This is a genomic window from Streptomyces sp. NPDC091209 (assembly GCF_044757755.1).
Lineage (GTDB): Bacteria > Actinomycetota > Actinomycetes > Streptomycetales > Streptomycetaceae > Streptomyces.
Genome location: NZ_JBIVVR010000001.1, coordinates 1,103,338 through 1,117,554, shown reverse-complemented (window position 1 = coordinate 1,117,554; position 14,217 = coordinate 1,103,338). Strand labels below are relative to the sequence as shown.

Annotated in this window: 10 protein-coding genes; 5 read left to right on the top strand and 5 right to left on the bottom strand. The window is 70.9% G+C overall.

Annotated features, from left to right (window positions below):
• Positions 1 to 4: 4 nt before the first annotated feature.
• Positions 5 to 1,105 carry an ABC transporter substrate-binding protein gene (locus tag ACIQRL_RS04865; protein WP_401327030.1) on the bottom strand — a complete coding sequence of 367 codons (1,101 nt, stop codon included), beginning with the start codon at positions 1,103 to 1,105 and terminating at the stop codon, positions 5 to 7.
• A 589-nt stretch (positions 1,106 to 1,694) separates the two neighbouring features.
• On the bottom strand, positions 1,695 to 2,894 hold the full coding sequence (locus ACIQRL_RS04860; protein WP_401327028.1) for an ROK family protein: 1,200 nt from the start codon (positions 2,892 to 2,894) through the stop codon (positions 1,695 to 1,697).
• A 664-nt stretch (positions 2,895 to 3,558) separates the two neighbouring features.
• On the opposite strand from ACIQRL_RS04860, the gene ACIQRL_RS04855 reads away from it, so the two are divergent.
• Positions 3,559 to 4,143, top strand: a complete 585-nt coding sequence (locus ACIQRL_RS04855) for a biotin transporter BioY (RefSeq protein ID WP_401327025.1) — start codon at positions 3,559 to 3,561, stop codon at positions 4,141 to 4,143.
• A 147-nt stretch (positions 4,144 to 4,290) separates the two neighbouring features.
• On the opposite strand, the gene ACIQRL_RS04850 is transcribed toward ACIQRL_RS04855, so the two are convergent.
• The gene (locus tag ACIQRL_RS04850) at positions 4,291 to 5,010 is read right to left on the bottom strand and encodes an LPXTG cell wall anchor domain-containing protein (RefSeq protein ID WP_401327023.1); all 720 of its coding nucleotides are present in this window, start codon (positions 5,008 to 5,010) and stop codon (positions 4,291 to 4,293) included.
• Positions 5,011 to 5,241: 231 nt separating this feature from the next.
• Here ACIQRL_RS04850 and ACIQRL_RS04845 point away from each other — a divergent pair, with 231 nt between their 5' ends.
• On the top strand, positions 5,242 to 8,313 hold the full coding sequence (locus ACIQRL_RS04845) for a protein kinase (RefSeq protein WP_401327020.1): 3,072 nt from the start codon (positions 5,242 to 5,244) through the stop codon (positions 8,311 to 8,313).
• Positions 8,314 to 8,427: 114 nt separating this feature from the next.
• Here the strand turns inward: ACIQRL_RS04845 and ACIQRL_RS04840 are convergent, their stop codons facing one another.
• The gene (locus ACIQRL_RS04840) at positions 8,428 to 9,915 is read right to left on the bottom strand and encodes an amino acid permease (RefSeq protein ID WP_401327017.1); all 1,488 of its coding nucleotides are present in this window, start codon (positions 9,913 to 9,915) and stop codon (positions 8,428 to 8,430) included.
• 259 nt (positions 9,916 to 10,174) lie between these two features.
• Here ACIQRL_RS04840 and ACIQRL_RS04835 point away from each other — a divergent pair, with 259 nt between their 5' ends.
• Together ACIQRL_RS04835 and ACIQRL_RS04830 are read left to right on the top strand one after the other, a co-directional pair.
• Positions 10,175 to 10,669, top strand: a complete 495-nt coding sequence (locus tag ACIQRL_RS04835; protein ID WP_401327014.1) for a ribose-5-phosphate isomerase — start codon at positions 10,175 to 10,177, stop codon at positions 10,667 to 10,669.
• Positions 10,670 to 10,773: 104 nt separating this feature from the next.
• Positions 10,774 to 11,583 (top strand): Fpg/Nei family DNA glycosylase, encoded by an 810-nt coding sequence (locus ACIQRL_RS04830; RefSeq protein WP_401327012.1) that lies wholly within the window; start codon positions 10,774 to 10,776, stop codon positions 11,581 to 11,583.
• Positions 11,584 to 11,629: 46 nt separating this feature from the next.
• On the opposite strand, the gene ACIQRL_RS04825 is transcribed toward ACIQRL_RS04830, so the two are convergent.
• Positions 11,630 to 12,859: a GNAT family N-acetyltransferase gene (locus ACIQRL_RS04825; protein ID WP_401327011.1), complete on the bottom strand. Its 1,230-nt coding sequence runs from the start codon at positions 12,857 to 12,859 to the stop codon at positions 11,630 to 11,632.
• Between the two features lie 171 nt (positions 12,860 to 13,030).
• On the opposite strand from ACIQRL_RS04825, the gene ACIQRL_RS04820 reads away from it, so the two are divergent.
• Positions 13,031 to 14,203, top strand: coding sequence for a PP2C family protein-serine/threonine phosphatase (locus tag ACIQRL_RS04820; RefSeq protein WP_401327008.1), 1,173 nt, complete (start codon positions 13,031 to 13,033; stop codon positions 14,201 to 14,203).
• Positions 14,204 to 14,217: the final 14 nt, after the last annotated feature.

Sequence of the window (14,217 nt, the reverse complement as noted above, 5' to 3'; positions counted from 1 at the left end):
GCCGTCACCTCCGGTATTCCGCGGGTACGGACTTGGCCGCGATGGCCTCGAAGCGCCGGTCGAAGAGCGAGCCGACCTTGAACCCCTTCACGAAGCCGCCCGCTGCCAGCAGATCGGCGGTCTCCTGTTCCCACTTGATCGCCTCGTCCCAACTCGGGGGGAACAGCGGCTTGTTGGCGAGCGCGGTGATCGACTGCGCCTGGGCGAGCGTCAGGTTCTGCGTCTTGACGTAGAACTCCTCGTTCCAGGCGTCGGGGTGCTCGTACGCCCACACCTGGCCCTTCGCCCAGCTCGGGATGTACGCGGCGACCGCGGCGGCCTTCGCGCGGTCGGCCAGCACCGAGGCCGGCGCCCAGAGCAGGTTGAGCAGGTCCACCACGTCGGTGGCGATGGCGTGGGCGCCCTTCGGTCCGTACTGCTTGAGGTAGGCCGGACTCTGGCTGTTGGCGAGTGGCGCGATGTCCACCTGGCCGGCCTGCAGCGCGGTGAGGAACTGGTTGCTGGTCAGCGGTACGAGGTTCACGTCGTCGTAGGCGATGCCGGCCTGCTTGAGGGCGCGCAGCAGGACGACACCTTGCGCCTGGCCCTGTGAGAAGGCCAGCTTTTTGCCCTTGAAGTCCCGCACGTCCCGGATGTCGCTGCCGGGCTTGGTGGCGAACAGGTAGTTGGGCTTGCGGGTGATGTTGATCGCGACGATCTTCGCGTCGAAGCCCTGGAAGTGCGCCTGGATCGGCGGGATGCCCGCGTTGTTCCCGACGTCCAGGGACTTGGCGCGGAAGGCGTTGATGACGTCGGGACCGGCGCCGATGTTCACCCAGTCGGAGACGGTGAACGGCAGCCCGGCCAGCCCCGCCAGCTTCAACTGGAGTTCCTGGACGCCTTGGTACGAGGCGATGGAGAGCTTGGTCCCCCGCGGCACCTTCTCGGACAGGGGCGCCGACAGGTCTCCCTGGGAGCGGGCGTCGGCCGCACTGGCACCGGCGCAACCGCTCAGCCCGGCCGCGGCGGCCGCACCGAGCAGGGAGGACAGGAACACACGCCGGTCGAGACCGGACCTGGAGGGGGACGAGGAGGACAAGGGCGACTGCGACGACCGTGGTGGCATGGAAAGACTCCGGGGATTCCAAGTGGCGGGAGGGCGCGCGGAGTTCCGGGCAGGGCGAAGCCGGAGGGATGGCGAGCGCGCCGGGAGGACACACGCCGGTGGCGTGCCTGAGGAGACGGGCGACCAGGGAGACGGCAGCCGGACGGCACGCGCGGCGGAGGGCGTCGGCCGGCCGCTCCGTGGAGCGTGCGAGGCGTGAGGGCGTGACGAGGCCGGGTGGCCTTCAGGTGAAGGCCGTCGGGTGGACCCCGCGCTCTCGCGGATCAGCCGGAGAGCGGAACGGCCGGCCGACGGATCGGCGCCTCAGCTCGTCGGCGTCTCAAAAGATCGGCGACACGGTGCCGGTGACGAGACGTCAGGGGCGACCGGTCGGCGACAAGGGGTCAGCAACAACGTGTGCGTGCGACCCGCATCAGGTCGACCACACGGCACTTGGTGAGCGGAACCTGCACCCGCGCGCTGCTCATGCCCATGATGCTCCTGTCCGGGAACGAGCCCTGTCAACATTCCGACTTCCTGAATTAATTCGCTCCCGGTGGGGAGCCCGAAGAGCCCGGACGTGCGCCCGCCGGGGATGACGGGACAGCCCTTAGGAGCCCGGGCGCGAGCCCGAGGAGCCCAGCGGATCGCGGTACAGGACGTCGAGCACGACCGAACCGCCCGCGACGGCCAGCACCGAATCCGGGAAGCTGGTCGGGACGACAGCGGACGCCCGCTCCGGGCCCACCGCCTCGCGCAGCGCGCCGAGGCAGTCCTCCCGGTGCACGGCACCGATCTCGGTGACGACGACCGTCTCCGGGTTGAGCACGTCGAGCAGCAGCCCCGCCGCCCGTCCGACCATCCGGGACCGCTCCAGCAGCAGCCGTACGGCCATCGGGTCGCCGTCGGCCGCAGCGGAGAGCACGTGCTGGGGATTCGAGCCGCCGATGACACCCAGCTCCCGGGCCCGCCGGCACAGGGTCCGTTCGCTCAGTTCGGCCTGGAGGCACCCCGTCCGCCCGCAGTCGCAGCGCTCCGACCCTCCCGTCAGGGGCAGATGGGCGATCGCGCCGGCCTGCGAGCGCGGCCCGTAGTGCACCTGGTCGTGGGTGGCGAAGGCGGCATCCACCACATTGCCGACAAAGAGATGCAGCACGCTCCGGCTGCCCCGGGCCCGCCCGAACAGCCGCTCCCCGTTGACCAACGCCCGCGCGTGGCCGTCCACATGGACCGGCAGTCCGGTGCGGGCCGCGATGGCCTCCGCGACAGCCACGTCGCGCCAGCCCAGCAGCGTGTGCTCCACGATCGTGCCGGAGTCCGGGTCGACCCAGCCGCCGGCCGCCACCCCGACGCCCAGGGCGGTACGGCCGGGGAAGCCCGCGAGGAGGGCGGTGATCCCGTCCGCGGCGTTCGCGAGAACCGGGCCCGGCTCGGTGCGGTCGTGCCGCAGACGCCTCTCGGCGAGGACGCGCCCGCGCAGGTCCAGCAGCGCGACGGTCGTGTACGGCACGGCCACGTGCACTCCGCCGACCACGAACCGGGAGCGGTCCAGGTCGACCGGGAGATGCGGACGCCCGACCCCGCCCGACCGGAGGGGCGCGGCGGCCTCCCGGATCAGACCCCGTTCGGTGAACCGGGCGCAGTAGTCGGTCACCGACGCCGGGGAGAGTCCGGTCAGCCGGGAGATGGTGCTGCGGGCGACCGGTCCGTGCTCCAGCACGGACCGCAGGATCACGCTGGCGCTGGCCCGGCGCCGGTCGAGTACGGGGGAGGGCGGGGACGTCGAAGGGGGTGCCACGGTACTGGCCATGGGGTTCTTCCTCGGGAGCTGGTCCGGCACTGCGCCGTCACGTACGCCACGTCACCTCGGGTGCGAGGTGCGCCTGGTGTGGTCCGCTGTGGTCGCGTCTCGGCGAGCCGGATCCGCTCCGCCCCGCCTCAGGACGGACGGCGACAGGTGGCGGTGCCCTGGCGGCGCAGGTCGACATAGCGACGCGACGAGAAGTTCAGGGCCTGGGGAACCATGGGGTGAAGGGTAGGGGGTTGGCCCTGGGGCCTGCCAGGTACGCCCAAGGACCGGACAGGCAGGGCCCGTTCCCGCTCGCGGCCCGAAAGGGGAGAGCCCACCGGACCCGGCGTGAGCCCACCGGACCCAGCGGCGTGCGAGCCCCGGCGAGCGGCCGACGAGGGCGGGGCGGAGGCCGGTGCCGCGCAAGCCGCTTTGGTGATTCTCCACAGTGCCGGACCTGAACCGTCCTGTAGCGGAAACGACGTCACCTCAGTGACCAGCATCACCTTCGCGCAGGTGTGCCGGGCGCTCTTTGTAAGGAGCCCACCAATCTCCGGATCCGTGCTTTGTCGAGCGCTGACGGTGATCACCCGTATGCCCCTGGGATAGCGTCACCGTGTCCCGACCTGTCCTCCCCCCGAGCTCCCCGTGAGCCAAGGGGGTATCCCCGTTCGCCGGAGTCCTCATGAGCACCGCTGTCGCCACGCCCTCCCGACCCGGCGAGGTCCTCGCCGACCTTCTTCCGGCCTCCCGCGTCCGTGACGTCGCCCTCGTGCTCGGCGGTGCCGCCCTCACCGGCCTCGCCGCCCAGATCTCGCTGCCCGTCCCGGGTTCCCCGGTGCCGGTGACCGGCCAGACCTTCGCCGCGCTGCTCGTCGGCACGGCGCTCGGCGCGCGCCGCGGCTTCCTGTCGCTCGCGGTGTACGCGCTGGTCGGCATGGTCGGGGTCCCGTGGTTCGCGGAAGGCGGCTCCGGCGCCGCGGCACCGTCCTTCGGCTACATCCTCGGCATGCTGCTCGCGTCCACCGTCGTGGGTGCGCTGGCCCACCGCGGCGCCGACCGTTCCGTGCTGCGCATGGCGGGCACGATGCTGCTCGGCGAGGCGATCGTCTACGCGGTCGGCGTCCCCTACCTGGCCCTGGCCACCGGCATGTCGGCGAGCGCGGCCGTAGCGGCGGGCCTCACCCCGTTCCTCATCGGTGATGTCCTCAAGGCCGCCCTGGCCATGGGCGTCCTGCCCACGGCGTGGAAGCTCATCGACAAGAAGTGACGCCCGCGTCCGTGACGTAGCGGTGCCCTCCGCCGGACGGCACCCGCGTCCGTGACGGCGTCGTTCCGAACAAGAGGCTCGCCGGGTCGTGTTCCGACCTCACCCGGCGAGCCTCTGCGCGTTCTCACCCCGTGGCGTGCCCGGCGGTCAGCGCTCCTGCCGGGGCCTGCGGCCGGCCCACCACAGCCCCGCCGCTCCGGCCGACATCAGTGCCGCGCCCGCCACACCGAGCGGCAGGGCCCCGCTTCCGGCCCCGGTCCTCGGCAGTTGGTCGCCGCCCGGTGCCACCGGCTTGTTGTCGGTGCCCAGCAGCAACGGAGTCGCCGGGGCGTTCGGCGACGGGTTCGTCGTGCCGAACGGAACCGGGCCCTGCTGCCAGTAGGTCTTCTTCCCGTCGCTCGTCTGGACCGGGAGACAGATCTTTCCGGTCCTGCTCATATCGAACGTCGCGTCGACGTCGTACGATTTCGACGCACCCGCCGCGAGATTTCCCGTGGAACAGATGAAACCGCTGTTCGACCCCTTGGGGAGATCCTTTTCGGCCATGGCGGTGCAGCCTTTGACGTTCGTGACCTTCAGGCCGTCGAATCCGACCACCAACAGCCTGATGTCGCCGCTTTCCTTGGTCCCCTCATTCTTCACCGTGGCGGTCATCGCCGTCTTCTGAGTACTGTTGTCGACCGAGATCCTCTCCGGCAGCAGCGTGGTCACCTTCACGCCCGCCGGCGGCTTGTCCATCGCCTTTCCGCCCTTGCCGCTCCCCGGCCCCTGGTCGTCCGCGACGGCGGTGTAGGAAAGGATCATCACGGTCGAGAAGCATGCCGTGAGCAGCGATCCCGTAATGGTCGTCGTCCGACGAGAACTCATGTTCGTCCCCCTTCGCTGCGCCTGAATTCGCAGTACTTGAAGAGGTACCACAAGATTTCTCCGCACTATGCTGGTACGGCCTGAAGCGTGACCATTGTGTTTCTGTTGTGACGAGCGATTGTGGCTGATGTTGAGGGGGTGCAGAGATTGTCGGCGAACGTACGGGGTGGTGTTCCGGGATTATTGGTGACCGGACGTTATCGACTGGTCGAGAGTATTGGTCAGGGGGGAATGGGGCGGGTGTGGCGAGCCGCCGACGAAATGCTCGACCGGCAAGTCGCGGTCAAGGAAATGCGCATCGACGGACTCGATCCCGAGGACACCCGCACGCGCCGGGAACGCACCCTGCGCGAGGCGAGGGCGACGGCCCGGATCGACCATCCAGGCGTCGTCCGCATCTACGACGTCGTGGACGCGGGCGAGCGGCTGTGGATCGTCATGGAGCTCGTCGCGGGCCGCTCCCTCGAACGGATCGTGGTCGAGGACGGCCCGCTGGACGCGCGCGAGGCGACCCGCGTCGGCCTCGAACTGGTCGGGGCACTGCGCCAGGTGCACGCCCAGGGAGTGCTGCACCGCGACATCAAGCCGGGCAACGTCCTGGTCGAGCGCGCCGGACGGCACCGTGTCGTCCTCACCGACTTCGGCATCGCCGCGATTCAGGACGCCGAGGCGCTCACCATGGCCGGCATGCTGGTCGGTTCCCCCGACTACATGGCCCCCGAGCGGATCTCCGGCCGCCCGCAGGGCCCGCCCTCCGACGTGTGGTCCCTCGGCGCCACGCTCTGCGCGGCCCTCGGCGGCCGCTCCCCGTTCTCCCGCTCCACCACCCTCGCGACCCTGCACGCGGTTCTCTACGAGGAGCCCGAACTCCCGGCCGGGGCAGGCGAGCTGCGGGAGATCCTGGCAGCCCTCCTGGAGAAGGACCCGACCACACGACCGGGCCTGGAGGAACTGGAGGCAGGGCTCGCGGAACTCGTCCGTCCGCCACTGACGAGCACTCCGGGTCCCCTCGGACCGCCGACAGGTGGGCCCGAACGCGAAGGCCCGCCCGGGGTCCGCTCCGGGACCGTACGCGAACCTGCTCCCGGGGTCCGCCCCGGGACCGTACGCGAACCTGTTCCCGGGGTCCGCTCCGGGACCGTACGCGAACCTGCGCCTGAGAGCCGTCCCGCGCACCCACCCCGCCCTGAACCCGAGCACCTGTCGACGCGCGCGCTTGGCCCGGATCGCGTTCCGGACGGTGACCCGGATCGCGTTTTGGACGGCGGTCCGGACCGTGTTCCGGACGGCGGCTCAGACCGTGTTCTGGACGGCGGTCCGCGTTCCGACCCGGCATCCGGGCGGGTGTCCGATCCGGCCCTGGCATCCGATCCGACCTCGGTGTCCGAGTCGGCCGCGGTGTCCGATCTGGTTCCGGTCCCGGTGTCCGAGTCGGCCGCGGTGTCCGATCTGGTTCCGGTCCCGGTGTCCGAGTCGGCCCCGGTGTCCGATCTGGTTCCGGCGCCGGCATCCGATCCGGCGGCTGGTCCGGCGGCTGGTCCAACTCCGGGGCGTGAGCCGGCCGCAGGGGTGGATCGGGCTGCCGTCGCGGGGCAGGGCAGCCCGGAGTTGCCCACGGCGGCTCTGCTCGACGCCCGGTTCGCGGGGGCGGCGCGGCAGCCCCCGACGGTTCCTCCCGAGGCCCCTCCGCCTCGGGACGCACAGCCCGCCGGCACGAGCGATCCGCGAACGCCAGGGCCTGTGCCTCCAGCGGAGCCCCAGCCGGAGCCCGAACCCCAGCCGGAACCCGAGTCCCAGCCTGAACCCGGGTCCGAGCCCGAGGCAGGACCCGAGCCTGAGCCCGAGCCAGGACCCGAGCCCGAGCCCGAGCCAGGACCCGAGCCTGAGCCAGGACCCGAGCCTGAGCCAGGACCCGAGCCCGAGCCAGGACCCGAGCCCGAGTCGGAACCCCCGTCCGAACCCGAGCCGGAGTACCACTCCGTGTACGACGCCGTCCCGATCCGGCCCACTCCGACCCGGAAGAGCCCGCCCGACTTCCGGATGGATTCACCGGCACGCTCCCCGGAACACATCCCAAGGCGCTCCCCGAAGCACTCCCCGGACCATTCGGCGGCCGCCGGACCCGGACCTGGACCCGGACCGGGACCCGGACCGGGACCGGGACCGGGACCGGGACTCGGACCGGGACTCGGACCGGGACTCGGACCGGGACTCGGACCGGGACTCGGACCGGGACTCGGACCGGGACTCGGACCGGGACTCGGACACGGACCCGGACCCGGACCGGGACTCGGACCCGGACCGGGACTCGGACCCGGACCCGGACCGGGACCCGGACCCGGACCCGGACTCGGACCCGGACCCGGACCCGGACCCGGACTGGGACCGGGACCGGGACTCGCACCCGAATCCGGACCGGGACTCGCACCCGAATCCGTCCCTTCCGTCCCTTCCACCCCCGGGAGTCCCGACCCGTCGGCGACCGCCAACGCCTCCACCGAAATCCCCTCCGAACCGCGCGCGGAGCCCAGTTCGCTGACACCGTCCGCACCGCGCGCGGAGCCCGGCTCGCGTCCTCCCTCCCAACTGCCCACGGAACCCGTGCCCGTAGTGCGGCCGCAGGGCGAACTCCCGTACCCCGCCGCGTCGTCCGGCCCCGGAGCGGGCCGGAGCCGGGGTCGCGCCGGGCGGCGTAGCGGATTCGCCGCCGCCGGGGTCGTCGCGGCGGGAGCCGTCGTCTGGGCCGTCGTCGCCCTGACCGGCGGATCGCCCGGCGGCAGCACCGGTGCGTCCGCGGGCTCGTCCGCGTCGACGGCCTCCACCGCCGGAGGCCCGGCGTCCCCGGCGCCCACCGTCGAGGGCACCTCACGCCCGCCCAGCCTCCCCCCGGGAGCGCACCGGGAGGCCGGCGGATACGCGTGGGTGACGCCCAGAGGCTGGCGGCGCGATCTGCAGACCGGCTCCGAGGTGCACTACACCTCGCCCGACGGCGCCCAGGAACTGGCGGCCAAGTCCTCCCTCGCCAAGGGGAATCTGATGGACACCTGGACGACCTCCGAGCAGAACGCCCGTCAGGGGCAGGACTACCGGAAGATCCGGCTGGAGGAGACGACGTTCCGGGGCCGGACTGCGGTCGTCTGGGAGTACACCTTCACGCTCAAGGGGGTGAGCTGGCACGCGCGGCTGCTCGGCTTCGACGCCGACGGGAAGTCGTACCAGATCAACACCTGGTACCACCAGGAGATCGAGGACCAGGCCCTCACGGTCTACAACCAGGTCAAGAACAGCTTCACCGTGCTCTGAGCCGCCCGACGGGGGGACGCGGAGGAGGCGGAAAGGCGGAAGAGGCACAGGGAATGAGGAGGGGCCCGCGGCGATGTGCCGCGGGCCCCTCCTCACTCAGGCTCAGGCGGCGGGTCAGGCGCGCGCCTCGGCCCGGGTCTCGTCGCGGGAGCCGTCCGCGAGCGGTTGCGCGGCCGACCGGGCACCCGCCCCGGTCTTCTGCCGGACGAACGCGATGACCAGCACGATCGCCGCCACGAGCAGCGACAGCAGCACGGTCTCCCGGCCGTCGTGCTCGGTGTCGGTCAGCATGTAACCGAGCACGAAGACGATCATCGCCGCGGTGGCCCAGGTCAGATACGGGTACAGCCACATCCGCACGACGAGCTTCTCCGGCGCCTCCCGCTCGATGATCTTCCGCATCCGCAGCTGCGAGAAGCAGATGGCGAGCCACACGAACAGGGCCACCGCACCGGAGGAGTTGACCAGGAAGAGGAAGACCGAGTCCGGGAACTTGTAGTTGAAGAAGACGGCCACGAAGCCGAACACGACCGAGACGACGATGGCGGTCATCGGCACACCGCGCCGCGTGGTCCGGGCGAACGCCCTCGGCGCGTCCCCGCGCTGACCGAGCGAGAAGGCCATCCGGGAGGCGGTGTAGAGGCCGGAGTTGAGGCAGGACAGCACGGACGTCAGCACGATGACGTTCATGATCTGACCGGCGTGCGCGATGCCGAGCGAGTCGAGCGCGGCGACGTACGAGCCCTTGTCCTTGATCGACGGGTCGTTCCACGGCACCAGGGTGACGACGACGAGGATCGAGCCCAGGTAGAAGACGGCGATACGCCAGATGATGCTGTTCGTCGACTTGGTGACGGCCCGCTGCGGGTCCTCGGACTCACCGGCCGCGAGGGTCGCGATCTCGCTGCCCATGAAGGAGAAGACGACCAGCAGCACACCGGTGAGGATCGCGCCGGGACCGTGCGGCAGGAAGCCGCCGTGGTCGGTCAGATTGCCCAGGCCGGCCTTCGGGGCGTCCACACCCGGCAGCACTCCGAAGATCGCGAGAGCGCCGACCACGATGAACGCGCCGATCGCCACGACCTTGATCCCGGCGAACCAGAACTCGAACTCGCCGTACGAGCCGACCGAGACCAGGTTGGTGGCCGTCAGCACCACCATCACGATGAGCGCCCAGCCCCACTGCGGTACGCCGGGCATCCATCCTTCGAGGATCTTGGCACCGGCGGTGGCCTCCACGGCCAGCACCACCACCCAGAAGAACCAGTACAGCCAGCCGATGGAGAAGCCCGCCCAGCGGCCGAGCGCGCGGTCGGCGTGCGCGGAGAACGAGCCCGAGGTCGGATTGGCGGCGGACATCTCGCCGAGCATCCGCATCACCAGCACCACGAGGGTGCCGACGAGGGCGTACGAGAGGAGGATGCCGGGGCCCGCGGTGGCGATGCCGGTACTGGAGCCCACGAAGAGCCCGGCGCCGATGACACCGCCGATGGCGATCATCGACAGATGACGGTTCTTGAGTCCGGCCTGGAGGCCGCCACCGGGTTCTCCGGGACCTCCGGGGGCCTGTGCGGCCTTCGTGGGGGTCGGCTGCGAGGTCATGAGGGGGATTCCTTTGCGCCGGATGAGCAGATTCCCGTACAGAGCGCCCAACCCGTACGAGCGGTGTACGGGGCACGCACTGATCCATCGTGTGGACCGGCGTACGAGTTGGTCCAGTGAAACGGAGGCAAAGGAATTCGTGAACCTTTGAATCCAGATCGTTACTTGAGGTTTCCTTGAGGTTCTGTAGGATTGCTCGCCGATTTCGGGGGCAGCCCCCGGCGAGGCCGACCGGAAACGGTCGTGTCACACTCGGACCATGCGCGTGTATCTCGGCTCCGATCATGCCGGTCTCGAACTGAAGAACCACCTCGTCGAGTGGCTCAAGTCCGCCGGCCACGAGCCCGTCGACTGCGGGCCCCACATCTACGACGCCCAGGACGACTATCCGCCGTTCTGCCTCCGCGCCGCGGAGCGCACCGTGGCCGACCCGGGCGCCCTCGGCGTCGTGATCGGCGGCTCCGGCAACGGCGAGCAGATCGCCGCGAACAAGGTCGCCGGCGTACGGGCCGTATTGGCCTGGAGCGAGCAGACCGCGGCGCTGGGCCGTGAGCACAACAACGCGAACGTCATCTCCGTCGGCGCCCGCATGCACACCGAGGAAGAGGCGACGAAGTTCGTCGAGACCTTCCTCGACACCCCCTTCACGGGCGAGGAGCGCCACGTCCGCCGCATCGAGATGCTCGCGGACTACGAGAAGACGCGGGAACTCCCGCCGATTCCGGCCCACCACCCGCAGCAGCCGCAGGCGTAGCACCGACGGCCGACGGGTCGGGTCGAAGGTTCGACAGGCCGACCGGTCGGCTTGTCGACGCGGCCATCCGGCCGTCGGACGAGAGACGAACAGCAGGAGGAACGGTGCCCGAGGGGCACACCATTCACCGGCTCGCGGAGGACTACCTCGCCGCGTTCGGTGGCCGCGGCGTCCGCGTCACCAGCCCCCAGGGCAGGTTCGGTGACGCCGCGGCCCTCCTCGACGGAGCCGTCCTGACCGCGGCACAGGCCCACGGCAAGCACCTCTTCCTCGGCTTCCGCCCGGCGCGGTGGATCCACATCCACCTGGGCCTGTTCGGCAAGGTCGGCTTCGGCGGCACGCCCGCCCCGCCGCCCACGGACACCGTCCGCCTCCGCCTCACGAACGACACCGCGTACGTCGACCTGCGCGGCCCCACCGCCTGCGCCCTGATCACGGACGACGAGAAGCGCGCCATACACGACCGTCTCGGCCCGGACCCGCTGCGCCCGGACGCCGACCCGTCGGCCGCCTACCGTCGCGTCTCCCGCAGCCGTACGACGATCGCCGCGCTCCTCATGGACCAGAAGGTCGTCGCCGGCGTGGGCAACGTCTACCGCGCGGAAGTCCTCTTCCGGCACGGCATCGATCCGTACCGCACGGGCAAGGACCTCGGCGCGACGGAGTGGGACGCGATCTGGACCGACCTCGTGGATCTCATGCGGGAGGGCGTCCGCAACAACCGCATCGACACGGTCCGCCCGGAACACACCCCCGAGGCGATGGGCCGGCCGCCGCGCGTGGACGACCACGGGGGAGAGGTCTACGTCTACCGCAGGGCGAACCTGCCCTGTCACATCTGTGGCGGCGAGATCCGCACCGCCGATCTCGCCGCCCGCAACCTCTTCTGGTGCCCCACGTGCCAAAAGGCCTGAATCCGGGCCGAGTCGGGACCACCGCGGGCGGGACGCCCACCGGGTCCTAGAACCCGTGCGGCAGCCAGGGCGCGACCACCGACGTGAACGCCATCGACGCCTCCGCCAAGGCTCCCTGCCGCAGTTCACGCACCAGGCCGCCCGCCGCGAGCGAGGCCAACGTCACCCCGCCGAGATAGACCGCCCCCAACTCCCGTACGGACAAGGCGAGATCGGGAGCGTCCTCGGTCCGGACGCAAGTCGCACCCTTCGCTTCGCCGGTGAGCCGCCAACGCCCCTCGTTCCAGGGGCAGAAGGAGTCCTCGACCTCGAACACCACGTCCACCGGCGCCTGATAGGTCCGCGCCTTCAGCGCGGCCCCGACGTCGACCAGCCGTACGTGCAGCGCGTCCTTCAACTGCAGCCGGCAGCGGCGGATGTCGGAGACCATGTGCTGCCAGGCCTCGTCCACGGGACGGCCCCGGGTGTGCAGCGCGGTCGTCAGGTCGATGTCGAAGAGGAACCGCCACAGCGCGGCCCGCACCGCCGGGTCCAGTCCCTCCAGATCCACCATCATGACCGCCCCGTTGTGTCCGGACGGACCCCACTCCGGCTTGACCCGGAAGCGCGTGTAGCCCACGACCTCGCCGTCCCGCTCGGCCACCACGCACTGCAACGGCGAGGCACCGCCGCGCTGGTCCTCCGTGTCGAGCACCCCGAGCTGCTGCCAGCCGGGCTGCCTGGCGAGCATTCCGGGACGCTCCGGCACGAGCCGCGCGTACACCGCCTCGCACGCGTCCAGTACCTCCCTGGGCACCGCGTAGCGCAGCCGTACGTCGTCGGTCCCGGGCGGCACGGACAGCCGCACGCGGCTGGTGTCGATCTCCGCGCGGATCTGCAGGGTCCCGATGCCGTAGCCGAACCGCCCGTAGATCGCCGGTTCCGACGCGGTCAGGACGGCGAGCGGCTCGCCCCCGGCACGGATGTCGTCGAGCTGGCGGCGCATCATCGCGGTGAGCACCCCGCGCCGCCGGTGCGTGGCCGCGACGCTCACCATCGTGATCCCGGCGGCCGGCACCGAGGCGCCGCCCGGGACCGTGACCCGGAAGGAGAAAGCCCCCGCCGTACCCACACAACTCTGCCCGTCCCACACGCCCAGCGAACGGTCGTACTCTGTGAGCGCGTTCCACAGTTCGCGCTCCTCGGACGACTCCGCCACACCTCCGAACGCGCGGATCAGGTTCTCGTACCAGTGGTCCCAATCGGCCTGCCGCAGCACCCGAACGTCAGTCGTCATAGCCCATGCCTACCAGGGCAATGCGGTACGAGCGAGAGATTTTCGCCCGGCCGTCACGGCCCCCGACCGGAACGTGTCCGTGCAGATCTCCGTGAAGTTGAGCGCTCGGAGGGGGGACAAGTGGGACCTCCCGTGCCAAGCACCTGGTCCGATGGATAGGGTCCCGAACTAATGGCAGCAGGACGAGAGCGGCGCGCGGCGGCCGATACGTTCACGGCCCGGTTGAAGAAGCAATGGCACCGGGCCCGCACAGGGCTGCGCAGATCCGCTGTCGACTACTTCCGCGGGGACGGTTCGGACTGGATCGCGCTCGCCGGTCTGCTGATCACGATCCCGGTGATCGCCTCCACGACTCTGGTCAATTCGGTGTGGTGCTCGCCCTCCGCCCTGGTCCTGCCGATCGTGGCCGGCGGACTGCTGCTCCGGCCCGCCAGCCTGCTCGGGCTGTACGCGGCCGCCGCCACCGCGCTGATAGTGGAGTCCGTGAAGCTCGGCCCGTACACGGAGGGCCCGTCCCGCGTCACTCCGGGCGTGGTCCTGGTCGTCGCGGCCTGCGGCTTCTTCGGACTGCTGATCGCGCAGTTCCGCAGCCGGGTGGGTGTGCCCTGGCGGCGCGGCGGCACCATGCTCTTCGACCTGCGCGAACGCATCCGGGTGCAGAGCAAGCTGCCGAAACTGCCGCTGGGCTGGCACCGCGAGATGGCGCTGCGCCCGGCGGGCGGACAGTCCTTCTCCGGGGACTTCGTCGTGGCCGCGCGGACGAACGGCGGCCGGACCCTCGAAGTCGTCCTCACCGACGTGTCCGGCAAGGGGATGGACGCGGGATCACGCGCCCTGCTGCTGTCCGGAGCCTTCGGCGGCCTCCTCGGTTCCCTGCCGCCGCACGCCTTCCTGCCCGCCGCGAACGGCTATCTGCTGCGCCAGGACTGGGACGAGGGCTTCGCCACCTCGATCCATCTGGTGCTCGATCTCGACTCGGGCGACTACGAACTCTTCTCGGCCGGACACCCGCCGGGCCTCCAGCTCAGCGCGGGCAGCGGCCGCTGGGAGGAGAAGGCGGCGGAAGGCCCGCTGCTGGGGGTGTACGACGGCGCCCAGTTCGATCCGGTGAAGGGCTCACTGCGGCCCGGGGACGTGCTGATGCTGTTCACCGACGGTCTGGTCGAAACCGCCGACCGGGACATCGTCGAGGGCATCGACCGGCTCACCGGCGCGGCCGACCGCTTCGTCGCCGGCGGCTTCCACGGCGCGGCCTGGCACCTCATCGAGGCGGTGGCCAGGGACGTCAACGACGACCGGGCCCTCCTCCTGATCTGTCGCGAGGGCCTGACCCCGGTACGCTGACCGCGCCCCACGGC

Bases quoted from the DNA above. Each gene is read 5' to 3' on its own strand.
- ACIQRL_RS04820 (WP_401327008.1), top strand. From the start codon at position 13,031: ATGGCAGCAGGACGAGAGCGGCGCGCGGCGGCCGATACGTTCACGGCC.
- ACIQRL_RS04855 (WP_401327025.1), top strand. From the start codon at position 3,559: ATGAGCACCGCTGTCGCCACGCCCTCCCGACCCGGCGAGGTCCTCGCC.
- ACIQRL_RS04825 (WP_401327011.1), bottom strand. From the start codon at position 12,859: ATGACGACTGACGTTCGGGTGCTGCGGCAGGCCGATTGGGACCACTGG.
- ACIQRL_RS04840 (WP_401327017.1), bottom strand. From the start codon at position 9,915: ATGACCTCGCAGCCGACCCCCACGAAGGCCGCACAGGCCCCCGGAGGT.
- ACIQRL_RS04865 (WP_401327030.1), bottom strand. From the start codon at position 1,105: ATGCCACCACGGTCGTCGCAGTCGCCCTTGTCCTCCTCGTCCCCCTCC.
- ACIQRL_RS04835 (WP_401327014.1), top strand. From the start codon at position 10,175: ATGCGCGTGTATCTCGGCTCCGATCATGCCGGTCTCGAACTGAAGAAC.
- ACIQRL_RS04860 (WP_401327028.1), bottom strand. From the start codon at position 2,894: ATGGCCAGTACCGTGGCACCCCCTTCGACGTCCCCGCCCTCCCCCGTA.
- ACIQRL_RS04845 (WP_401327020.1), top strand. From the start codon at position 5,242: ATGGGGCGGGTGTGGCGAGCCGCCGACGAAATGCTCGACCGGCAAGTC.
- ACIQRL_RS04850 (WP_401327023.1), bottom strand. From the start codon at position 5,010: ATGAGTTCTCGTCGGACGACGACCATTACGGGATCGCTGCTCACGGCA.